Annotated in this window: 22 protein-coding genes; 17 read left to right on the forward strand and 5 right to left on the reverse strand. The window is 54.0% G+C overall.

Going from position 1 to position 22,631, the window contains the following annotated elements; genetic code table 11:
- Positions 1-22: 22 nt before the first annotated feature.
- Positions 23-433, reverse strand: coding sequence for a GNAT family N-acetyltransferase (locus tag FCL49_RS17780; protein ID WP_174354559.1), 411 nt, complete (start codon positions 431-433; stop codon positions 23-25).
- Positions 434-1,377: 944 nt separating this feature from the next.
- Between FCL49_RS17780 and FCL49_RS17785 the strand changes: the two genes are divergently transcribed.
- From FCL49_RS17785 to FCL49_RS17810, 6 genes are read left to right on the forward strand one after another with little or no spacing between them, the layout of a single operon-like run.
- On the forward strand, positions 1,378-3,912 hold the full coding sequence (locus FCL49_RS17785; RefSeq protein ID WP_174354560.1) for a DUF2169 family type VI secretion system accessory protein: 2,535 nt from the start codon (positions 1,378-1,380) through the stop codon (positions 3,910-3,912).
- A complete protein-coding gene (locus FCL49_RS17790; protein ID WP_174354561.1) occupies positions 3,909-4,979 on the forward strand; it encodes a pentapeptide repeat-containing protein in 1,071 nt (356 codons plus the stop codon). The genes FCL49_RS17785 and FCL49_RS17790 overlap by 4 nt, the downstream gene beginning before the upstream one ends.
- A 9-nt stretch (positions 4,980-4,988) precedes the next feature.
- On the forward strand, positions 4,989-5,594 hold the full coding sequence (locus tag FCL49_RS17795; protein ID WP_174354562.1) for a DUF3540 domain-containing protein: 606 nt from the start codon (positions 4,989-4,991) through the stop codon (positions 5,592-5,594).
- A 10-nt stretch (positions 5,595-5,604) separates the two neighbouring features.
- Positions 5,605-5,997: a DUF4150 domain-containing protein gene (locus FCL49_RS17800; RefSeq protein WP_012146887.1), complete on the forward strand. Its 393-nt coding sequence runs from the start codon at positions 5,605-5,607 to the stop codon at positions 5,995-5,997.
- 46 nt (positions 5,998-6,043) lie between these two features.
- A complete protein-coding gene (locus FCL49_RS17805; RefSeq protein WP_174354563.1) occupies positions 6,044-8,353 on the forward strand; it encodes a type VI secretion system Vgr family protein in 2,310 nt (769 codons plus the stop codon).
- 11 nt (positions 8,354-8,364) lie between these two features.
- Positions 8,365-8,694, forward strand: coding sequence for a hypothetical protein (locus FCL49_RS17810; protein ID WP_174354564.1), 330 nt, complete (start codon positions 8,365-8,367; stop codon positions 8,692-8,694).
- 60 nt (positions 8,695-8,754) lie between these two features.
- Here FCL49_RS17810 and FCL49_RS17815 read toward each other — a convergent pair whose 3' ends face one another.
- From FCL49_RS17815 to FCL49_RS17830, 4 genes are all read right to left on the reverse strand, one after another.
- The gene (locus FCL49_RS17815) at positions 8,755-9,657 is read right to left on the reverse strand and encodes an alpha/beta hydrolase (RefSeq protein ID WP_174354565.1); all 903 of its coding nucleotides are present in this window, start codon (positions 9,655-9,657) and stop codon (positions 8,755-8,757) included.
- Positions 9,658-9,808: 151 nt separating this feature from the next.
- Positions 9,809-10,309, reverse strand: a complete 501-nt coding sequence (locus FCL49_RS17820) for a fimbrial protein (RefSeq protein ID WP_174354566.1) — start codon at positions 10,307-10,309, stop codon at positions 9,809-9,811.
- A gap of 13 nt (positions 10,310-10,322) precedes the next feature.
- Positions 10,323-11,129 (reverse strand): fimbrial protein, encoded by an 807-nt coding sequence (locus FCL49_RS17825; protein WP_368040119.1) that lies wholly within the window; start codon positions 11,127-11,129, stop codon positions 10,323-10,325.
- Between the two features lie 291 nt (positions 11,130-11,420).
- Positions 11,421-11,714 carry a hypothetical protein gene (locus tag FCL49_RS17830; protein ID WP_174354567.1) on the reverse strand — a complete coding sequence of 98 codons (294 nt, stop codon included), beginning with the start codon at positions 11,712-11,714 and terminating at the stop codon, positions 11,421-11,423.
- Positions 11,715-12,058: 344 nt separating this feature from the next.
- On the opposite strand from FCL49_RS17830, the gene FCL49_RS17835 reads away from it, so the two are divergent.
- From FCL49_RS17835 to FCL49_RS17885, 11 genes are all read left to right on the forward strand, one after another.
- Positions 12,059-12,298, forward strand: coding sequence for a hypothetical protein (locus FCL49_RS17835; protein WP_174354568.1), 240 nt, complete (start codon positions 12,059-12,061; stop codon positions 12,296-12,298).
- 77 nt (positions 12,299-12,375) lie between these two features.
- Positions 12,376-12,897 carry a fimbrial protein gene (locus tag FCL49_RS17840; protein WP_174354653.1) on the forward strand — a complete coding sequence of 174 codons (522 nt, stop codon included), beginning with the start codon at positions 12,376-12,378 and terminating at the stop codon, positions 12,895-12,897.
- A gap of 78 nt (positions 12,898-12,975) precedes the next feature.
- Entirely contained in the window at positions 12,976-13,521 is a 546-nt protein-coding gene (locus FCL49_RS17845; RefSeq protein ID WP_174354569.1) for a fimbrial protein, read from the forward strand.
- 46 nt (positions 13,522-13,567) lie between these two features.
- Positions 13,568-16,144 (forward strand): outer membrane usher protein, encoded by a 2,577-nt coding sequence (locus FCL49_RS17850; RefSeq protein ID WP_174354570.1) that lies wholly within the window; start codon positions 13,568-13,570, stop codon positions 16,142-16,144.
- A gap of 82 nt (positions 16,145-16,226) precedes the next feature.
- The gene (locus tag FCL49_RS17855) at positions 16,227-16,997 is read left to right on the forward strand and encodes a fimbria/pilus periplasmic chaperone (RefSeq protein WP_174354571.1); all 771 of its coding nucleotides are present in this window, start codon (positions 16,227-16,229) and stop codon (positions 16,995-16,997) included.
- 50 nt (positions 16,998-17,047) lie between these two features.
- The gene (locus FCL49_RS17860) at positions 17,048-17,686 is read left to right on the forward strand and encodes a fimbrial protein (protein ID WP_174354572.1); all 639 of its coding nucleotides are present in this window, start codon (positions 17,048-17,050) and stop codon (positions 17,684-17,686) included.
- Between the two features lie 60 nt (positions 17,687-17,746).
- Positions 17,747-18,301, forward strand: a complete 555-nt coding sequence (locus tag FCL49_RS17865) for a fimbrial protein (protein ID WP_174354573.1) — start codon at positions 17,747-17,749, stop codon at positions 18,299-18,301.
- Between the two features lie 42 nt (positions 18,302-18,343).
- A complete protein-coding gene (locus FCL49_RS17870; protein ID WP_368040118.1) occupies positions 18,344-20,071 on the forward strand; it encodes a PglL family O-oligosaccharyltransferase in 1,728 nt (575 codons plus the stop codon).
- A gap of 58 nt (positions 20,072-20,129) precedes the next feature.
- Entirely contained in the window at positions 20,130-20,552 is a 423-nt protein-coding gene (locus tag FCL49_RS17875; RefSeq protein WP_174354574.1) for a hypothetical protein, read from the forward strand.
- Positions 20,552-21,862, forward strand: coding sequence for an FKBP-type peptidyl-prolyl cis-trans isomerase N-terminal domain-containing protein (locus FCL49_RS17880; RefSeq protein WP_174354655.1), 1,311 nt, complete (start codon positions 20,552-20,554; stop codon positions 21,860-21,862). The genes FCL49_RS17875 and FCL49_RS17880 overlap by 1 nt, the downstream gene beginning before the upstream one ends.
- Before the next feature lie 47 nt (positions 21,863-21,909).
- Complete coding sequence (locus FCL49_RS17885) at positions 21,910-22,518, forward strand: response regulator transcription factor (RefSeq protein WP_174354575.1); 609 nt, start codon at positions 21,910-21,912, stop codon at positions 22,516-22,518.
- Positions 22,519-22,631 lie beyond the last annotated feature (113 nt).

Consider the following 22,631-nt stretch of genomic DNA (forward strand, 5'->3'; position numbering starts at 1 on the left):
GACCTCACCGGTGACAACCGGATTAAATCTCTTTTGCCAGGTAGTGGCGCGTATGCTTTTTGGCATAGCCGCCCAGGTTGCCGTACAGCTGATAGCCCAGTTTTTCGTAAAAGCCGCGGGCCTGGAAGTCGAAGGTATCGACATAGGCCATGTGGCAGCCGCGCTTCCTGGCTTCTTCTTCTGCCTGGAGCATCAGTTGGCGGCCATAGCCGTTTTTACGATGCTGGTCGCTGACCCAAAGATATTGCACTTCAAGCCCGCCCCACCAGGTTCTGGCAACCAGTCCGGCAACGATTTTACCTTCATCATCGGTCACGGTCAGGAACAAGGGGTGGATATCAACGTGTTCGGTTTTTTCATTATGAGCCCAAAGGCTGTCGATAACGAACTCTTCATCTTGCGGATTTGGCTGGTCGGTAATATTGATTTTCATGGATGTGATATAATTCCCTGTGATAATAATGTCTTATGGCAATCAATTCGGGCCTTGCCAACGGGTTTAACTATCACTTTTCGTAATGTATTACAAGGGTGTTTTTCACCCGTTCCCGTCAGGGGGCCAAACGTTTATATTAACTGTGACGAGGCTAGAAAATAGCGTAATACGCGGTAATAAATAGCGGTTAGCCTTGCTCAGTCAATCTATTCCTATTGTGCCTCACCAGGGCCTCATCCAGGAAATACATTAGCTATTCAGGCTCCACCGGTAGAGCAAGTCAACTTGCCAAAGGGGAGCCGCTATCTTCAGCCTTCTGGTCAATCCGTGTGAAAATCTGCCGTCGGTCTTCGACGGAAAAAGAGCAGGCCTTATCGGCGACTTGTCAGAGGGGGGATGCTATTTTGTTGTTTTAATGCGGGGAGAACATCAACGGCTTAATGCAGTTTGTCGTATTTAAATTAACCAGTATGGCTTTATCGATTAGGGCCTAAAGGCTGTATGATCCCATTCTTTGATTTTCCGCCACGCCTTCCAGTTTAAAACTCATCTCAATAGCCATATCGCACTATATTATTATTTTGAATATAACGGATTGACGCTTATTAGTAATAGAAGCTACTTTTGATTAATGCAAAAAAATAGCAGGAAAACATCACTAATTAAGAATAATCTTAATTTCAAAGATTACCGTGCCATCACTAGCGCCCAGGGCCGAAAGCCAGAGAACGCCAGCCCTGCTGGCGCTTGGGCTGGGAAGGAAGAGGTTCACCCACCCTGAATGACTTATTGTAATAAATATCTTTTATTATCTGGTCCAGGGGAATAATCATTCCTGGCTCCATCTTGCACTCATTCGGTTAATGAGATAGAAAACTAGGCAGATGTATTATCCCTTTTTTTAATCGCGTTCATTAACTGGCTGCCTAAAGGCGCATTATATGAAGATTATTAAGCCGCTGCGTCTGAGCGTATTAAATCGACCTTTTCGCCAGCAGGGTAAAAATTATCTGGGCGTCTCAGTGATGGCACTGCTGGATATGGGCGCAACGCCCCAGCTGCGTCCGGAAGTGGAATTATGGCAACTGGCGGCGGAAGAACTGCAAACCAGCGGCGGCGTCATTGATGTGGCCATCCCGAAAGTCCGGGCTGAATTTCTGGCGACGGGGAATGCTTATACCCATCATCAGAAGGAAAAAAACAGCTGCGCAGTGCGTATTGACGTGGGGAGTCTCAGCAAGACCCTGTTGGCTTTTGGCGATCGTTTCTGGTCTGGTTCGCAGCCGACCCCGCCACGCCATTTTGAGTCGATGCGCCTCGACTGGAGCCGGGCTTTTGGCGGCGCAGGACACGAAGAAAATCCTCATGGTATTGGCGCCGTGGAAGAGCAGCACAACGGCGTGGCTTATCGTCGCCTGCCGAATATCGAACCGCCACATCAGCGTATGACCTCCCAGCGGCAGCAGCCTGAACCGGTAAGCTTTGGGCCGCTGGACATGAGCTGGCCGCGTCGTTTTAAGCGCATGGGCAAAGCCTATGATGCCAACTGGCTGAATAATGATTTTCCAGGCCTGGCCCGCGACGCCGACTGGCGTGTATTCAATGCTGCCAGCCCGGATCAATGGTGGCCGGAACAAGATGAGCTGCCGTCCGAGGCCGAGTGGCGCATCTGGAATATGCATCCGGAGAAAGCGCTACAGTCGGGCAAATTGCCGCCATGGCGGGCGCGCTGTTTTATCAATCGTCAGCGCGGGGACGAAACGCTGTTTGAAGAGATTGCGCTGCGTGCCACCACGGTCTGGTTCTTCCCGCATCGGGAACAGATGATGCTGATCTGGCAGGGCAGTTGCCGCATTAACGAGGATGATGCGGCGGATGTGCTGCATCTCATGCCGGCGCTGGAGAAAAACGGCGCGACTCGTTCGGCCAACCACTATCGCAAGGTGCTGGCCCAGCGGCTGGATAAAGGGAAGGGCGCGCTGTTTGCCTTCCGTGAAAAAGATTTGTTGCCGGAAGAGCTGATCGGTTCCTGGATTGACAGCGAAATGCAGCAAACAGACAGCCCGATGCAAAACAATATGCAAAACCGGGTAAGTCAAATACGCGAACAGCACCGCGCCAGGCTTGAGGCTGAAGGGCGGGATGTTAATGAGTTACTGGCGGAGACTTCGCTGCCAAAGATGCCGAAGCTGGATGAACTGCCGGAGTTTGTCGAACGACTGGAGCGCCAGGCTGAGGAGATGAAAGCGCAGGCCGAGGCGCGTCAGGCTGAGGTGGAAGCCCGCCAGGGGGCCAAACCAGATAATCGGCCGCGTGGCCCGGAATCCATGCACCGTATGCAGGAAATGCTGCATCAACATGCGGACAGCATGACGGCGAAGAAACTGGCGCAGAGCCGCGAATCGCTGCACCAGATGTATCTGATGGCAGTCCAGCATCAACCGCCGGCGAAACGCATGACGGGTGACATTGCCCGAATTATTCGCCAGCGTGCTTCGAACACCATGGCGTGCGGAGGGGACTTTAGCGAGTTGGATTTCACCGGCGCGGATCTCTCCGGCATGGATTTTCGTGGCGCTAATTTCCGTAAGGCGTTGCTGGAAAGCGCCGATCTCAGCGGTTGTCAGCTGGACGGCGCTGATTTTAGCGAGGCGATGCTGGCGCGGGCCGATTTGTGCAACAGTTCGCTGCGTGAATGTAATCTGACCAAAGCCAGTCTGGCGTTGGCACAGTGTCGGCAGACCGATTTTAGCGGTGCCAACCTGACGGAAACCCAACTGGAAGACGCCCTGTTTGAAGACTGTGACTTCAGCCGTGCCAGACTAAAAACGCTGTTGCTGCCCCAGGTCGGTATCAGCCACTGCCGTTTCCATCGTGCCGAGCTGGAGGAGTGTATCGTTATGAATTTAACGCTGCCGCAGCTCGATTTCAGCGAGGCCAGGTTGCATAAGACCGTATTCCAACAGTGCGAGTTGCAGGCGGCGGTCTTCAACGGTGCGTGGCTGGAGAGCTGTAACTGGGTGGAGAGCAAACTGCCGTACGCCCAGTTTAAAGCGGCCAGCCTGCTGACTTGCGCAGCCGTCATGGAGAGTGACTTAAGCGGCGCGGACTTTAGCGAAGCGACGCTGAAAGAAAGCAACCTGCGCCAGGCTTTACTCACGCAGGCGAACTTTACGTTGGCGAAGGTGGAGAACAGCGATCTCAGCGAGGCGGACTGTCAGAGGGCGAACTTCACCCGTGCCAACCTGATCGGGAGCCTGTTGATCCGCACTGATTTCCGCCAGGTCAATTTCACCGGAGCCAACCTGATGGGCGCACTGATGCAGAAAACTCAGTTGGGCGGCGCGGACTTTACCGGTGCCAATCTGTTCCGCGCTGACCTGTCACAATCCTTTATTAACAGGGAGACACGGCTGGACAACGCCTATACCAGCCGGGTGAAAACGCTGCCGAAGCGCGATGAGGAACTGACATGACGACGCTGAGCGCGGCAGAGCTACAGCAGAAAATAAAAAATGGCGAGCTGATTAACGCCTGCCACCTCGATGGTCTCGATCTGCAAGGGTGCGACCTGTCCGGCGGAATTTTTCAGGAGGTCTCACTGCAGGGGGCGAACCTGCAGGCGGCCAATTTGCATGAAACGGTGTTTAATGAGTGCCTGTTGAATGGGGTGAAGCTGAGCGGCGCGCACATGCAGCAGAGCGTGTTTAACGACTGTGAAATGACGGCCATCAGCGCCTGCGACACGTTAATGGCGCAGTGCATTTTTAATCATTGTGAGCTGGGCAACGGCGATTTTTCCCGCAGCAGGTTCGACGCTTGTCAATTTATGCGCAGCCCACTTTTCGGCAGCACCTTCAACCAGTCCACGCTGGAACGCACCACTTTCTTCGAGTGCTCGCTGGATGAGGTGCAGCTGGAACAGTGCCAGTGCCTGCTGACGACCTTTTTCAATATCGATCTGCGCACGACCCGTTTGGGCCACAGTCAATTCGACCGGGCCGTCTTCTTCAACTGCGATCAGCGTGGAAAAAGCTATGCCCAGCAGCGCTTTAGCGGCTGTCAGTTTACTGATAATCAGCTCGATGCGGTGGACTTCAACGGGGCGCAGCTGACGCAGTGCAATTTCAAAGGCGCTTCGCTGAGAAAAGCCCAATTCCGTAAGGTGAACGCCAGCCAGGCGCTGTTTATGAGTGCAGACCTTACCGGGGCCAACTGCCAGGGCAGTGTGTTTGATCAGGCGTTGTTCATCGGCGCCAGGTTACAACAGGCCGATTTTAGCCACAGCCGCCTGTTCCAGAGCATTTTGCAGCAGGTGAAGGCTGAAGACAGCAACTTTGCCCTGTGCGACCTGACCTACAGCGACTTTACCCATGCGGATTTGCGCCGGGCAGATTTCCGCAGTGCCACATTTTCCCGCACCCGATTCCACCGGGCGCAGCAGGAGGGGGCCCATTTTTCCGATCGCCGGGGCATCCTTGAATATGACGAAGAGTTACTGGCTGCCGAGGCCTGGAGCCTTCAGCATCAGAGCCGCCGTTAAGGAGAGAAGATGAACAATATCAATCACAAATTGCTACAGGCGGCAGCACCGCCACTGCAGAGTGCGGGGGTGGTGACACACTGCTTTTCCAACGGCAGCCTGAGCGTGGAGAGTGAAGGGCGCGGCTGGCACTGTCGGCGTGCCGCCAGCTGCGTTATTGCTCCTCAGACCGGGGATCTGGTGCTTATCACCAGCGTGGATAATCAGGTGTGGCTGCTGGCGGTGCTGGAGCGCGCCAACCCGGAAACGGCAGAACTGAGCGTACCGGGCGATCTGCATATCCGCAGCAGAGGCGAAATCAGCCTCAGCAGCGAAGCGCTGCGCATCAGCGCCAGCCAGGGCGACTGCCATATCAGCGAAATGCAGTACAGCGGCGACAAGCTTTCCGCCTGGGTAAGCCTTTCGCGCATGGTGGGCAAGCACACCGAGTCAATCTGGCAAACCATCACCCAGGTGAGCCATAACCTGTTACGCACTACGCGCCAGACGGAGCAGGTACGTGCCGGTCAACTGGATATGCAGGCCGAAGATTACGCGCGTCTGCATGCGCAAAATACCGTTATTACTTCGAAGGCAATCACCAAAGTGGATGCCGAACAGATCCATATGGGCTGAGGAGGCCGCGATGTTTGCCAACTGTCAACTGATGGGCACCGATTTGGCCTTTCCCGATGTCTGTATGACGCCGATGCCGACCCCAACGCCGATACCTTATCCGGATATCGCGCTTGGGCCAACGGCCGTCCCCAATGCGCTGAATATTCTGTTTATGGGCATGCCTGCTCATAACATGGCTACGGTGACACCGCTGACCAACGGGGATAATCCCGGTGTCGCCACCGGCGTGGCGTCAGGCACCGTGATGGGGCCGTCGCGTCATCTCACCGGTTCCTTTACCGTGCTGCTCAAAGGCACGCCGGCGACGCGCCTGACCAGCGTCAGCCTGCAGAATTCAACCAATGCCGTGGGGATACGTGCGGTACCCAGCCAATTCAAAGTACTGATGCTGGCGCCATGAGTGGCAGAGCGGCATAACGCAGTCTCAGTTATAGGGGTAAGAAGCTATGCTTGACCGTATCACGGCAACAACGCCTGCGGGTGAGGGAACGCTGAAGTTCTGGAAACTTGGCGGAGAGGAAGTGGTTTCGCGCTCATTTGAATTGAGCGTGACGATGCTCAGTACCAACGCCCGTCTGGACCGCAGGGCCATGCTGGGCCAGCCGATTACCCTGACTATCCCTACTCAGGGGCTGCTCGCTACGCCACGCTATCTCAACGGAAAAATCACCAGGGTCAACGTACACAGCGCGGATATTAATGGTGAGCGTTACGTGGTTTACACGCTGACCATGGAGTCGGATCTGTGGCCGCTGAAGCGGGACCGCAACCAGCGTATTTTCCAGAATCAGCGGGTGCCGGACATCATCAAAACGGTGCTCGACGAATATGGCGTGCAGATGGAAAACCAGCTCACCGGCAACTACCGCAATTGGGAATATTGCGTGCAGTACCAGGAGAGCAGCTATGACTTTATTTCGCGCCTGATGGAGCTGGAAGGCATTTATTTCTTTTTCCGCCACGAGTCGGATAAACACACCATGGTGCTGTACGACGCCGCTCAGCAGCATCAGCCGTTTAGCGGTTATGAGGCTATTCCTTACCATGCCACGCCTTCCGGCGGCAGCACCAGCGAAGAGGGGATCGGCCAGTGGGCGATATCCGAGCGGGTGACGCCGGGGATCTACAGCATCGACGATTACGATTTCCGCAAGCCCAACGCATGGCTGTTCCAGGCGCGACAAAACCCAACCTCACCCTCACCGGGCCAGATTGACTACTACGATTGGCCGGGGCACTTCGTGGAGCACAGCCACGGCGAAACTTACGCCCGGGTGCGCCAGGAGGAGTGGCAGGCGGAGCATCAGCGCATCGACGCCACGGCTACCGCGCTGGGCATCGTACCGGGGTGCACCTTTGCCCTGCTTAACCCGCCGTTTGCCAGTGACGGCGGAGAGTATCTGGTACTGAGTGCGCGTTACGATTTTGAAGAAAACAGCTACGCCAGCGGGGGAGAAGAGGCGGTGCACCGCACCGATTTTGTGGTGATCCCGGCGAGCACGCCGTTCCGCTCAGCGCAGCGTACCCCGTGGCCGCGGACCCATGGTCCGCAGACCGCGCGGGTGGTGGGGCCGCAGGGGGAGTCAATCTGGACCGATAAGTACGGCCGGGTGAAGGTGAAGTTCCACTGGGATCGTCTGGCGAAAGGGGACGAAAGCAGTTCCTGCTGGGTGCGAGTCTCCAGTGCCTGGGCAGGTCAGGGCTTTGGCGGCGTACAGATCCCGCGTGTAGGGGATGAAGTGGTGATTGACTTTATCAATGGCGATCCGGACCGCCCGATGGTCACCGGCCGGGTGTATAACGAAGCCTGCATGCCGCCGTGGACGCTGCCCGCCGGTGCTACCATGATGGGCTTTATGACGCGGTCCAAAGATGGCCACAGTGATAATTCCAGCCACCTGTTCTTCGAAGATAAGGCGGGCTCGGAGATGGTGCAGCTGCATGCCGAAAAAGATATGAATATTTCGGTGGAGAACGATAAAACGGTGACCGTGGACGGCAATCGCACCACCACCATCCAAAAAGACCAGAAGGATGAGGTGTTCGGCAACGCTATCTTCCAATTCCACGGCACGCGCACCACCACGGTCGACAAACTGGAAACCAAAACCTTTAAAGACGGCGAAAAGGTCACTATCACCAATGGCCGGACGTCGGATATTACCAGCGGCGGGGAAACGCTAACCATTAAGGGAAATCGGAGTATTACGACGGAGGGTACAGAAAATCAACATGTTACCGGCAAGGTGACCCGCACCTATGACGCAGGCATGGACTCCTTCCTCAAGGGGGACCGCTATGACAAGGTCACGGGCAAACGCCATAATATCGTCACCCAGGACGTGACTGACGAAATCCTGGGGGGACGGGTACAAACCATCACCAAGGATGCCAAGACGGATATTCAGGGCAGTTGGACCCAGACGGTGCAAGGCGGGGTATCCATCACCTCACCGAAAATGATCACCATCGACAGTGCGGAAAAAGTGAGCATCAAGACGCCGCATGCTTTTGAATACAAAGATCATAAAGAGTCTGCTTCCATGTTTTCCTTTGATTTCACGGCGGCGAAAATCGTTACGGAAGGCTATTCTATGAGCGTGACTGCGAGCGGCAAGCTCGGGTTGACCAATATGAAATTTGATAAGACAGCCTTTGATCTTACCTCCACCACAGGGCGTGCAGCTTTTATCGATGCGATGGCTCATGTCGGGAAGATAATGTCATCATTTAACGGTCTGACCATGTTCGGCTAAGGGACGAATCGATGAAGTTTGCGATCATTATTTCAGTGATTCTTACAGTAGGCGTCATTGCCTATATTGTTTATCTGTTTAACCGTGACCATAAAATCCAGACACAGGGGCGGGATATTCAGGCTCGGGTGGAGGAGGTCCATTACATCAGTTCAAATGATAACGGGACCACCAACATAAAATACCGCCTGTCATGGCATGAAAAGGGGATGACCAAGCAGGTAGAAGGCAAGGAGACCATTCCTGCCTTTTACTCTTCAAAGGTCCAGCAAGGCTGTGAGGTTGAGATCAAGTATCTGGACGATGACCATATTTCGTTTGTTTTCGACAAAAGCAGATAACAGGGTGACTGGCGTAAACAGCCATTTGAGATTATCGCCAGAGTATCGGCATGCTGTTATTCAGTCGCCTTTGGCAATCTCATCCAATGCCGGCGCGATGGCCGCACTGAACATGGCGCCGTGATCCAGGCCTGGCCATTCCCGGAAATTGACCGCCAGCCCGTTTAGCGTCGCCAGCCGTTCGGCCAGACGCTGAGCGGCGTCGGCGGGGAGCGGTTTGATATTGGGCGGCGCACTACGCATTTTCTCACCGCCGCCGGTCCACAGCCACAGATGGGCGGACATGGCGGGATGCCGTTCAATAACCCGCTGTGCTTCCTGCAGAATAAAGCCCTTTCCCCACCAAAGTGAAGGTTCTACGGCGACGTAATTTTGGAATGCGGTTGGCTGGGTTAACAGCGTATGCAGCACGAACAGGCCGCCGTAAGAGTGCCCCCACAGCGTTTGCCGTTGAGGGTCAATGGCCACCTTAGTCGCCACTGCCGGTTTAATCTGGCTTTCGATCAGTTTCAAAAAGGCATCTGCGCCACCATTGGCCCGCATCTCACCGGTTTGTAATGGCGCCGGTGTGTAATCGTAGCTGCGGCCATTGGCATCGATACGCAAATCATTGTCATAACTGAGCAGTACCAATACCGGCGGCTGTTTTTGCGCTGCAAGCCGGGCCAATAAGCTGGCATTCAATTCCATCAGCACCGCATTCCCATCCAGCAGGTAGACCACCGGATAGCCGGCCGCTGGCGGGGCAATGCGTGGTTGCGCTATGCGGATGCGGTAATGGCGCTGGCCATCGGCTGAATTGAAGCGTAAATCACTGAACTGATAATCAGGTGATGGGTTATCGGCGACGGTCACGCCAATTTTACGCTCCAGATCGGGCCTGGCCTGCGCCAGCAGGGGGGAGCCAACGCCGACAATCAGCGTGAAAACCAAGGTAAGACAGCGAAGATAATAAGATGGCATGCTCGGCCTATTTACCTGAAAAACGTCGATATTAACATCTCATCGGCAAATGGGTGATAGGGCTATCGGGCTCAGAAGTGAGTTTTCGCGCTTGGGGGCAGGGTGCATTCGTTGAATGCCGCCCTGTATCTATTCCCCCGTTGCCAAAAGCTTAAAAATAGTCGACCAGCATCGTGGCACCACTGGTAAAGTCGCCGTCCTTCAGGGCAAGCGCGGAACTTTTAACCGGTACGGCGTCCAGGGTTGGCGGCTTGGTGTAATCAATACTCAAGGGGGTATTGATATTGAATGCCTTACCGTCCGCCAGCAACTTTATGCCCAATCCGCTAATGTTGCTGTTTAAGACATTGGCATCAAAAGCCGCCCCACTGCCCATAATTTTCATCTTTAGCTGTCTGGTGTTGTCCAGAAACTCGCATTTAATGCTGTAGTCCACTCGTTGCATATAGCGAGTGCCGTCAATTCTATTTACCCCGACCTTACCGAAGTCGACATCAATAGTCCGCCCCTCGTTGATCACACAGGGAGGAGGGGCTACCACGGTCGCCGTGATGTTTACCTTGGTACCCTGATCTACGGCCGATGCAGCGAAGCTGAGCATCGACAAGACAAAAATAAGGCGGTGAGGGTGCCTTTTTTTCATGGTGATCATATCTGCCTCTGCCTCAAGGTGCGCTGAAAATAAGCGTGGCTGAACCTGATAAGGGCCCGGTGGCAATACTGGTATAAGGGACATTGTTTTTTACCGGAACAAAGGTGATGGTGTCGCTCCCCATGCCATTAACGATGCGGGTTCTAAAGCTGTTGTTGGGTTTAACGACCGCATTTTTATAAACCATGGCAACACCGACGTTTGGGTTGCTGGTTTTAATAAAATCGCTAGAGAATCCGGTGGCGTCGCTGACCATGCGAATCAGAATATCCTGGGTGGCACTTTGGTCATCACATTGATAACTCAGCGCCTTGTCCTGTTTTATTTGTGCGTCGCTGACGTTTTGCGTCAGGTAATCCTGCCTGATTTGGTCAAAAGCGACGTTAATTTGTTGCCCATTGTTGATGGTGCAACTGGTTGTCACAAAATAGGCGTCGTTGTCGGCAATCAGGCGCCAGCGATAAGGGCCGCATTGTGGACAGCCTGATTGGTTGTTCGTCTGACGAAAGTTGATTTGACCGATGACGTCACCTTTATTGACCTTGATATCTGGCGTAGGGAAACGGTTCAATACGATAAACACCCTGATAGCGACACTGCTGGTCTGCAGGCCAGTCAAATCCAATACGCTGATATTAGAAGAGACTGGGGAGTTATAATCTATCCCATTAATAGTCATACCGCTGCCAATGGCCCCAAAAATGGCGGTATTCATTGTCAGTGCCGGAGCATCGGTTTTTAAGTAATCCCACCAGCTGGCAACGTCGTTTTTACAGGTTACCTGACTTACGTTAACAATTTCATTTTTCCCGTAGGACAGCTGCGGGCCGATTCGCACCCTGACATCAACCGGCGTGTTGGAGCCGCCCGGAGGGATTAGTCCGCCATCTGAGGTTCTGCAGGTAAATGCGTTGGCATTGCCAACCAGTAAAAAGAAGGAGGCGGCCAAACAGCAACGCAATAATAAAACGGATGTCTTTCTCACTATAATATTCCAATAATCTGTGGCTAACGATTTTGCTGAGCTCTTGGTGTTATCCAGATGAAAATAGGCCGCCCGGTACGGGAGGTTTTATTTTTTCATTTTGATAAACATAAGGTTAGCGGCGGTTTAAATCGTGACGCCATGGCTGGAGAAAATGGCCGCCGGGTACCATCTAAGGGAGTTTTTTATCGAGCCAGAGGAGACCACAACTTCACCTTTTGCGACCATTTCCAGCAGCAGGTTTCTGGCCCGATAAACCCCGACATCGATGGTGTCTGCCAGTTGCCTGGTTGACAGCCATTCATGCTGAGGCGGTACCCCTTTGAAAGGGCTGGGTTGAGGGGACTGCGTTAATAACGCTTGTAGCAGAGCTTGCTGCAACTGCCGGACTTCCTTTTGTTTCGGGGATAACGCTTCCATAGCACTTCCTCTGTATTTCTATTGCTGTTTACTTTGAAAAAACAAACTTTCTCTATTCGCAGACCTGCTTTAATTCCTATAGAAAGCAAACGCCTATCTGTTTTTTTAGGCTGAAAAATAGATTGCTTGCTATCCATTTTTCGCCGGGCGGTATAACGGGGTGATGTCATACTTAAACCCAATAATTTGGTTTATTATATTCATAAAATGCCGGTTTGCGATCTCATTGGTTGGCAGATTATAAAAAACAGGATTTTATTCCAAGAAAGAATATTTTACGATCTATGAGGCTAAAAATAACAATAAATTAACCTGATACAGGGAATAAATGGCGAATATTAAAGGTGCTCAAGAAAACTCTTTTTTTAATGGGAGGCTTTTGCAAGAATATTAATCGCCAACCAAGAGAGGGAGTTAAAGGTTTTGCGGTTTTAATATTCAATGCGTTTGCTTATTTGTTATATGTTAATTCATTGGTTTTTTTAAACCTCATCACCTGGCTAGAATTGGTGATTATATTGCTGTTCGCTCCTGAGTACGGTGGGCTTAATTACTCTCAAGATGCTAAGGAATTAGAGCGTTGAATTTGCGCGTGTTCGGCACGCTGATGCTCTGTTCTTTATTGGGATATGCATTTTTTCTTATAAGGAATATAGGTTCTATGAAACTTAACAAAATCATGATGGCTGCAGTGATTGCATTTGGCGCAACTTCTTTTGCACACGCAGCCGATCAGGGACACGGTAAAGTTACTTTCACAGGTTCAATCATTGATGCGCCATGCTCGATTGCCCCTGAGTCGATTGACCAGACAGTAGACCTGGGTCAGGTTTCCAACGTGGCACTGAATGGCGGCGGCAAATCTAATCCTCGTCCATTCGAAATCAAGCTGGAACAGTGCGACATCACTACTCTGAAAACGGTTAAAACCACTTTCAGCGGCGTAGCTTCTGCAACCAACAAAGATCTGTTGGGTATCGCAGGTACGGCCAGCGGCGCGGGTGTCGCCATTTCTTATGGTGGTCAGCCTATCAAGTTGGGTGAAGCGACAACGGCTCAGACTCTGAACGCCGGCAACAACACCCTGCATTTTGCTGCTTATCTCCAGGGTGAAGGGGCTTCTGCCGCTGTCGTCCCAGGTGATTTTACTTCTGTAGCCGATTTCACCCTGGCTTATCAGTAAGTAACCCCGCAGGTTTAATAGACCAGGCATGTGAGTTATCGCATGCCTGGTTGATCCCCCTGTCAAAGGAATGTCGCGATGTTTTCACAAGGGAATCAGGCCGGTGTAATACTTTTGATATTACTCTCGGTATTGGCCGCCGGGCCCAGTTATGCCTCCCAAACCCTACAGGGATGGGGCCGGGTCAATATGCACGGCGCTATTATTGATACCGCCTGCGCCATTGCGGCTGGCAGTCGGGACCAAACCATAGATATGGAAACTATTCCTTTAGGACAAATCGTCCGTGACGGTCAGGGGATGACTAAACCTTTCAGTATCGAATTGGTTAACTGCATCCTGGAACGACCGGGGAATAAATCTGACTGGAAATTTTTTCAGGTTACTTTTGACGGCTCTGCAGAAGGAACACTGTTTGGTGTTCAAGGCGATGCCCGCGGTGTTGCACTGAAAATTAATGACAGTAACGGGAATGTTGTTATTCCTGGTGAGCCATTGCCGATGGAAGAAATAATTCCTGGAAATAGAATGCTGAATTACTCCATGACGCTGATGGCCAATCATCAGCCGTTGAAAGCGGGAGCTTATTTTTCCACAGTGCGTTTTAAACTGGATTATTTTTGAATTATCTCGTGCTGACGGTTAATTCGTTTTTGAAGGGACTTTTATTATGCTTTCACCGGCAGGGAAGTTATTTCGTCTTCAGGTCCTGGGACTCTGTGTAGCACTTTCGCTGGGCAACCCAGTTGCGTTGGTTTACGCCGCCGCCGAAATCCAGTTCAACACGGATGTATTAGATATTAATGATCGTAAGAATATCGATCTGAGCCAGTTTACGCGTAGCGGCTACATTATGCCGGGCGTCTATACCATGGTGGTACACGTCAATAAAAACGATCTGCCGGAGCAGACGGTGACTTTTTTAGCCCCGCCCGAGGATCCTAAAGGCAGCGAAGCCTGCCTGTCGCCGGCATTGGTCAAGCAATTAGGGTTCAAAGAAAAACTGCAAAATTCCCTGAGCTGGACACATGACGGCCAGTGCCTTGATTTGCAGCATCTGGCAGGAATGGAAGCGCGTGGCGATCTAAGCACTTCATCCCTGTATCTCAATATTCCTCAGGCCTACCTCGAATACAGCTCAGAAAGCTGGGACCCCCCATCACGGTGGGACGAAGGTATTCCGGGTTTGCTGTTCGATTACAACGTCAACGCCCAAACGCAAAAGAATCTGAAAGGGGGCGGCAGCAGCTACAACCTGAGCGGGAATGGTACCAGTGGCGCCAATCTGGGGGCCTGGCGCCTGCGTGCTGACTGGCAAGCCAATCTCAACCACCAGACGGGTTCTAATCAGCCGACCGATAAACAGTTCGATTGGAGCCGCTATTACGCCTACCGGGCTATCCCGGCACTGCGCTCCCGGTTGACGATGGGCGAAGATTATTTGAATTCCGATATCTTCGACAGCCTGCGTTTCTCCGGCGCCAGTTTGCGCTCGGATGACAGCATGCTGCCGCCTAACCTGCGCGGCTATGCGCCTGAAGTGAGCGGTGTGGCAAAAACCAACGCCAAGGTGGTGGTGAGTCAGCAGGGGCGAGTGTTGTATGAAACCCAGGTTGCTGCCGGGCCATTCCGCATTCAGGACATTAACGATGCGGTGTCTGGCGAACTGGATGTGCGTGTTGAAGAGCAGGATGGCAGCGTGCAGGAGTTCAAGATGAACACCGCCAGCATTCCTTATCTGACGCGTCCAGGCACCGTTCGCTACAAGCTGGCTGCGGGCAAACCGTCTGAATGGGGCCACCATCTGCGCGGGCCATTGTTTGGTACCGGGGAGTTTTCATGGGGCATCAGCAATGGCTGGTCACTGTATGGCGGGGCCATCAGCGGCGGGGACTACAACGCACTGTCGGTGGGGTTGGGGCGTGATCTGTTGGCGCTGGGCGCATTGTCGTTCGATGCCACGCAGTCACGCGCAAAATTGCCGGAAGACGGCGTACTGACCGGCGGTTCCTACCGTTTGAGTTATTCGAAAAACTTTGACGACTATGACAGCCAGGTCACCTTCGCGGGCTATCGCTTCTCCCAGGAAGATTTTATGAGCATGGGGGAATATCTCGATTCGCGTTATGAAGGCGGACGCAGCGGAAAAAGCAAGGAGATGTACACCATCACCTTCAACAAACAGTTCCGTGAACTGGGGTTGAGCACCTATCTCAACTACAGCCACCAAACCTACTGGGACCGTGCGGCCAACGATCGCTACAACCTGATGGTATCGCGTTATTTCGATATCGGCACTTTCAAGAATGTCAGCGCGTCGCTGTCTGCTTATCGCAACCGCTACAACGAACGTAACGACGACGGGATGTACCTGTCCTTGTCGATCCCCTGGGGCAACACGGGGACGCTTAGCTACAACATGACGGTCAATCGTGATGATAACGCGCATCGCGTGGGTTACTACGACCGGATTGATGAACACAACAACTATCAGATCAGTGCGGGTGCCGCTCGCAGCGGAGCGACAACCAGTGGCTATTACAGCCATGAGGGCGATATGGCCCAGATTAACGCCAACGCCAGCTACCAGTCGGGCCGTTACAGCGCCATTGGGTTGGGGGCACAAGGTGGGGTGACGTTGGCACAGGAAGGCGTGGTGTTGCACCGGATAAATACACCGGGCGGAACCCGATTAATGCTGGATACCGACGGCGTTGCCGATGTGCCGGTACGGGGTTACGGCAGTACGGTGCTGACCAATCGCTATGGCAAGGCGGTGGTGACTGATGTGAACAGCTACTACCGCAACAAGGCCAGCATCGATCTCAACCGCCTTGGGGATAACGTTGAAGCGACCCGATCGGTGGTGCAAGCGACCTTGACTGAAGGAGCCATTGGTTATCGCAAGTTTGATGTGATTTCCGGTGAGAAAGCGATGGCCATCATCAAACTGGCCGATGGCAGTGAACCGCCATTTGGCGCGACGGTGATGAACCGACGCAAGCAGGACACGGGGATCGTCAATGATGGCGGCAGTGTCTACCTGTCGGGCATTAATCCGGGGGAAGTGATGACGGTGCATTGGAATAGCGGCCCGCAGTGCGAGATCCAGCTACCGACATTGCTGCCTGATGAGGTGCTGATGAACACGCTGTTGCTGCCTTGTCATCCTTTGGGAACCAGTAAACCGGCTTTGCCTTCGCCACCTGAAGGAATCAAGGCTGCGCAGGTTACGCCTGTTACCTGACCACACTCAGGGTGAGGCCTGCCTCACCGTTTAACCGCCGGTCAGCCAGCTGCACTGGGGCTGGCTGATAATTGCGAAGAAAATGATGAATCAGACTATGACCAAACAAAAAATCTCACTTTTTGGCACGTTCGCCACCGTTGCAGTTCTGTCAGCCGGCACGGTTGTCATGCCCGCTGATGCGGCCATTGCCCTGGATCGCACTCGTGTGATCTTTGACGGTGACCTTAAGACCATGAGCCTCAACATCAGCAACCAGAACAAGCAATTGCCTTATCTGGCACAGGGTTGGATTGAGGATGAGCAGGGGAACAAGATCCAAAGTCCGTTCACCGTGCTGCCACCGGTACAGCGGCTGGAACCCGGTAAACCGAGCCAGGTGAAAATTCAGGCGTTGCCTGCCGCGCGCCAACTGCCGCAGGACCGGGAAACGCTTTATTACTTCAACCTGCGTGAAATTCCGCCGCGTAGCGATAAGCCAAACACCTTGCAGATAGCGCTACAGACACGCATCAAGATGTTTTATCGGCCGGGGTCAATAGCGCCGCAAAAAAATGCGGCTCCCTGGCAGGAAAAACTGACATTGACCCGGCAGGGTGACAAGTACGCGGTGAATAACCCGACGCCTTATTACGTCACGATTGTTGAGGCCAATGCTCGTAAGGAAGGAAAGGGGATCGCTGCTTTTGAACCCATGATGGTGGCGCCGAAAGCCAGTGCTTCCTTGAACCTGACTACCGCGGCGTTGGGGGAAAGCCCGGTGCTGACTTACATCAACGATTACGGCGGCCGGCCGCAACTGACGTTCCGCTGCACCGGTAGCACCTGTCAGGTTGTGCCCGCCAAAAAGTAACCGGTATCAAACACAGCGGAGTGAAATAAACCATGCAAGGAAAGAGCCCAGTGTTGTCAGGAAAGGCCTATGACCGCTACCAACGCCGCACTATTGGCCTGACGGTACTCGCCGCGCTGATGCTCCCGCTGACGGCGGGGATGATTTTAATGCTGATGCCACAGGCGCGTGCGGTGGATAACTGGGACGTGGAAGGGGCCAATGGCACTTTGCATGTCTACGGATCGCTGACCGAGAGCGCCTGCAGTTTGGAGATGGCTACCGCTCGGCAGGAGGTGTGGCTCGGTGAAAGCGGAACGGCGCAGTTTCAGCATCCTGGCGATCACGGCACGCCGGTGGCGTTTGAACTGAGATTGAAAGATTGCCTGCGAGCACCGGCGAGCAACCGGGATGCCTGGACCGGCGCTTTAGCCTGGAGCAGCAGTCAGCCTGCGGTGTCGTTGGCCTTTATGGCGCCCGCCGACAGTAACTTACCGGGCCTGATCAAGGTGTCGGGCGTAACGGGATTAGGGTTGCAGTTGGCGGATGCTTCCGGGTTGCCGGTACGGCTTGGCGCTCGTAATAAACCCGTCCTGCTGACGCCGGGACAAAACACCCTGACGTACACAGTGACGCCAGTACGCACCCCGGCAACGCTGGGGGCGGGGGCTTATCGCGCGGTGATCGATTTTCGCCTGTATTACGACTAAAACGTTTGAAAACTGTGTGGCTTAAGGGCAAGCGCAACACCGAAAAAAGGGAGTGTCATCATGGGCGTGAGAGAAAGGTACTGGTGCAGGGCCGTCAGGTTGAGCATTGCAGGAGCGATGTTGGCAGGGGTTATCGGCCAACCGGCGGCGGCAGAAGAAAATATGCGTTTTCACGGCACCCTGGTGGCGGAGCCCTGCGTGATCCCGCCGGGTGAAGAGGAAATACAGCTCGATTTCGGCACCATTGTCGACAAATACCTGTACCTGAATACCCGCACCCATAGCCAGCCTTTTGCCCTGCATCTGGCCGAGTGCGATCTCAGCCTGGGTAATACGGTTTCGATCACCTTTAGCGGCACGGAAAACACCAAGCTGCCCGGCCTGTTGGCACTGGACGGCGGCAGTAGTGCATCGGGGGTGGGGATCGGACTGGAAACCCAGGAGGGCAAAGCGTTGCCGCTCAACAGCGCCAGTGAAAAATTCCGGCTGTCGGCGGGGAGCAACATGATCAACCTGCAGGCCTATGTAAAGGGAGAGCCTGAGGCGATCCAAAACAAATCAATCGGGCGTGGGACATTCAGTGCGGTAACTACGTTTACCCTGGAATACGAGTAGCGATACCTGCGGGTTTTTATTTGCTTTTAGGGTGCGGTTGACGTGTTGCGAAGAAATAAAGGATTAGTCGCCTGTTTCATCGGCTTGCCACTAGTGTCGTGGTGTTACTTCCCCAATATGGGCGGCGTTGGGTTGAGCCTGCCTTTTAATCCGCTGGTTTATGCCGTCATGGCCGTGATGGTGCTGTTGATTTGGTGTGGCAAGCCACGTTGTCGCGCTCTCGTTTTCACGCCGACGGCCGGGTATTTAACCCTCGGCGTGGTTTTGTTATCTGTGCCGCTGGCCTATGGCCCCGAAGCGGGGTTTTCCTCTGCGGCATGGCGTGTTACGGGTCTGCTGGCCGGTTGGATTTTTTATTGCAGCGGGTTGCAGGTGAGCCTGCCTTTTCGTCTGCGCCAACGGGTGCTGATGCTGCTGTTGGTCACCATTGCCGGTCAGGCTGTTATCGCAGTCTTACAGCTGTTTTTGCCGGCCTGGAACTGGGTGCCGCTTCGAGGGGCCAGGGTTTACGGCATCTTTCAGCAACCCAACGTGTTAGGCAGTTTTATCGCCACCGGGCTGGCTTTGACCCTGATGCAATGGGTATTGCCGGGCTATGCCCTGGTGGCTTCACACCGGGAGGCCGTCCGCCGCATCGCTCTTTCCCTGCTGTTGGTGCTGTTCTCTGCCGTGCTGGTCTGGATACAGTCCCGCGCTGCCTGGCTGGGGACTTTGTTGGCCGTACTGGGATTTTGGATGTGTTTCCGCCATCACTTTGCCCAGGGATTACTGACAGCCACTTTGTTGATAGTGCTGGGCGCGGCATTGGGCGGGGTTGTCATGCTGTGGCCGGATAGCGCAGGCGGCGTGCGTTATATCTCCCACGAAATGTCGAATCAGGCGCGCCTGGCGATGCTGCAGGACACGCTGAAGATGATCGCTGCGCATCCGTTCTCCGGCTGGGGATACGGTAGTTTTGAATACGCTTTTCAGCACTTCCGTATCGAACAGGTGCCACCCACGCAGGTGCTGGAAATTGCGCGCCATCCGCACAATGAGGTCTTGTACTGGTGGGTGGAAGGTGGACTGGTTGCGCTGATGGGCATGGGTTTGCTGATCCTGAGCGGTGGGCGGCTGCTCTTACGGGCGATTGGGCATGATCGCCGTGCTTTTGCGGCCGGAGCCGGTAACGCCGGTGAGCCCACCGCGCTATGCCTGGCTCTGCTGCCAATGTTGGTACATACCCAGCTGGAATACCCTTTCTATCTGTCGGCCATGCACTGGATGGTCTTTTTGGTGCTGTTGGCGATGGCCGACCGTCTTTCTTGCCGGAAAGTGGGCGTCGTTATTCTTCCTGTAAGGGGAAGATTACTACTGCGCTGTGGCATTGGGGGGCTGTGCATGGCGGCGGTTGTGATGATGGTGGCAATTTTCCGCGGAGGCCTTTCGCTGACGCAGGTAGAGCGTAATGGGCTGCGCGATATACAGAGCCTGGACTCGATGTCCCCGCTTGCGCGATGGGGGCTGCAGGACAGGGTCGATTTTGATTTACAGACGCATCGCTTACTGGCCTACAACACCCGGCGAGATGACAGTGAACTTTCGCGCTATGCCCTATGGGCTCGCCATTACCTGACGACGCGAGTTGACGCCAATGTGTACGCCAGTTTGATTGCCATATTGCGTTATCAGCAGCAAACGGCAGAGGCCGAAAAATATGGTTTTGACGCTGCGTTGTTGTTTCCCGCCGACCCGCGTTTTCGCCGGTCAACGGCAACCACGGGCGAGTAGTCACGGCTGGCTATGGCCGTGCTGGACAGAAATACATCTAAAAAAGGAAGCCGGAAAGATGATGGTGAAGCATATAAATCTTAGTGTCCGAGTGGGGATCTTGTGTCTGCTGGTGATGGGGGCCGCAGGGTGCCAAAACCCGAAGTCGACTAAACCCTTGGCCGCCGGAAAAACCAGTGCCGCCAAGGAGATATCGGAGGAAACCTTACGCAAACAGCGTGAGGCTGAGCGGCTACAGCAGTGCCAGGAACAACTGGGCGCATTGCGTAATATCAATGCCAAACAGTTTCAACAGTATAAGCAGGCTTTCGACAGTTTGATGAGCGGGGCTTCGCAGTACGCCGGGGTGCGAACCAAAGTTAATGGCGATACCCAGGAGACCGTGGATGCGCTGTATCGCTATAAAGTTAATTTCCTGTGCGCCGGAGTGAATCAGGCGGTACTGACGGGCCTGGCGGAACGCGGGGAGCTGGTTAAATGATGCGGGTGTCCCGGCTGGCTTTTTTGGGGCTTGCGGCACTGATGGTCGTGGGTAAGGCACAGGCAGAGGAGGGCGTGCCCGCGCTGCTGCAATTTGCCGAACAATACCAGCGTCAGAATGTTAAGCCGGAGACGCCAGCGAGCGATAAAGCGCGCAACGACGAGAAAGCGGCTGCACCGAAAAAGAAAGATAACAGTCCCCGCCAGACAGCAAAGCAGGCAGAACCCTCGAAAGCCGGGGCTTCGACGGCCTTTACGCTTCGCCGGTCGCTGGTGGAAAGTGAGCAACAGCTGACCCGCCAACGGGCAGAGCTGGATGCGTTGCGCCAGGAAATTACCGCGTTGCGTGCCGAGAAACCGCCCGTTAGTGCTTCACCGGTGCCACCCGATCTGTCGCTGTTGCAGCAGTCCTTGGCGGGGCTGAGTCAGGCCTGGCGTGGTTCGCCGGATGCGCAACGAACGGCTTCTTTACTGCAGCAAGCCCAACAGGATACGCAGCAGGCCAAAGAGGCGCAGGCTCTGGCCGAGAGCCAATTAGCCAGCCTGACGGCGAAATTGTCCGCGACAGAACAAGCGAATCAGGAGTATGGGCAGAAGCTGGCGGGGCAGCAGAAGCAGCTGGTGCAAGCGCAGAGCGAGGCAACGGAATTACGCAAACGCCAGCAGTGGGAAGTCACGGCTGAACAGTTAAAGGATGAAAAGACTCGGTTGTCCTATGCGGCAGGCAGTGCGCTGGGGCGGGATATTGATGGGTTAATGGCTGAACGCCAGAGCTGGGGCGTGCCGGTAGACCGCAATAGTCTGCTGGCTGGCGTAGTGGATGCGGTTGCCGGTCATTTATTGTTGCCCCCGGCTGAGCTGACCAGGCTGATGGAAAAGGCAGATAGTGCCGCTGGCGCCGCGCGAGAAAAACGGGTCAAAGCGCAGGTGCAACAAGATCAGGATTATCTTGCCCGTTTCAGTAAACAAAAGGGCGTAAAACAATCGGCGATGGGCTTCTGGTACCGGGTGGATTACGCCGGCGATCACGAGTTGGCCAAGGATGCGGTGATTGATGTGGTGGTCAAGGAGAGGCTGACCGATGGCACCGTCATCCAGGATATGGAACTCAGCGGAAAAGTCCTTTCGCAACAGCTCGCCGCGTATCCGCCTTTATTCCGGGAAGCAATTGGTCATCTTCGCAATCACGGTTCATTGACCATGGTGGTGCCACCGGAATTTGCCTATGGCGAGGCGGGCTATCCGCCAAAAGTACCGCCGAATGCCACCATGGTTTACGAATTGCGTATCGACAATAGCCAGACACCCTAAGGGGGAATACGGCAGTGGTTTGGCTTAATAAAGGCAGGAGAGCCGACATGAGTTCCATAATGACAATAGCCTTATCCGATAAGAACACTTTTTTCATCAAGGGATTACAGGATGTTTTAGTACAGCACTTCAATTCGTGCGGTGTGTTGGTGCGTATCGTGGATATTGATCAGGCCAGTGAGGCAGATTTGGTTTTTCGCTATTTCTCCCCCGGCAATTTGAGCTGTTTTTGTCAATATGAGTTACCGTCAACGGGGCGGAAACCCCTGTATTTCGCATTGCGCCAACCGGATAAGCGACGCTCTGGGGCCGTCAGTGTCAAATGCGTGCTTGAGTCTGGGGTGATCCATCACGATATGCCGGTTTCATCGGTATTACAGGTGGTTATCGCCGGGTTGGAGCGTCAGCGATTATGGCCATTGGACAGCCGTAGCCATAAACGTTCTTGCGCCTGTCAAAGGATCCTGACGCTGCGAGAACAAGAAATCATGAGATGCATGAAGTGGGAGTTGGGCGTTACACAAATTGCCCATATGCTGGAGATCAGCGTGAAAACGGTCAGTAACCACAAGATGAGCGTAATGCGGAAAATGGGTTTTCGCCGCAATGCGGAACTCTATGGCTGGCTGCGTCGCAGCACCCGAGCTCAGCTCTAATCATTGGGTGTCGATGTTCAATGATTGCCGGTCTTGCTCCGTACGTGGATACCATAAAAGCGAAATAGCCCGGTGATGTGCTCACTGGGCTGTTATGAGGATATATTTCTGGC

Source organism: Serratia proteamaculans (genome assembly GCF_013337185.1).
Classification (GTDB): domain Bacteria; phylum Pseudomonadota; class Gammaproteobacteria; order Enterobacterales; family Enterobacteriaceae; genus Serratia; species Serratia proteamaculans_D.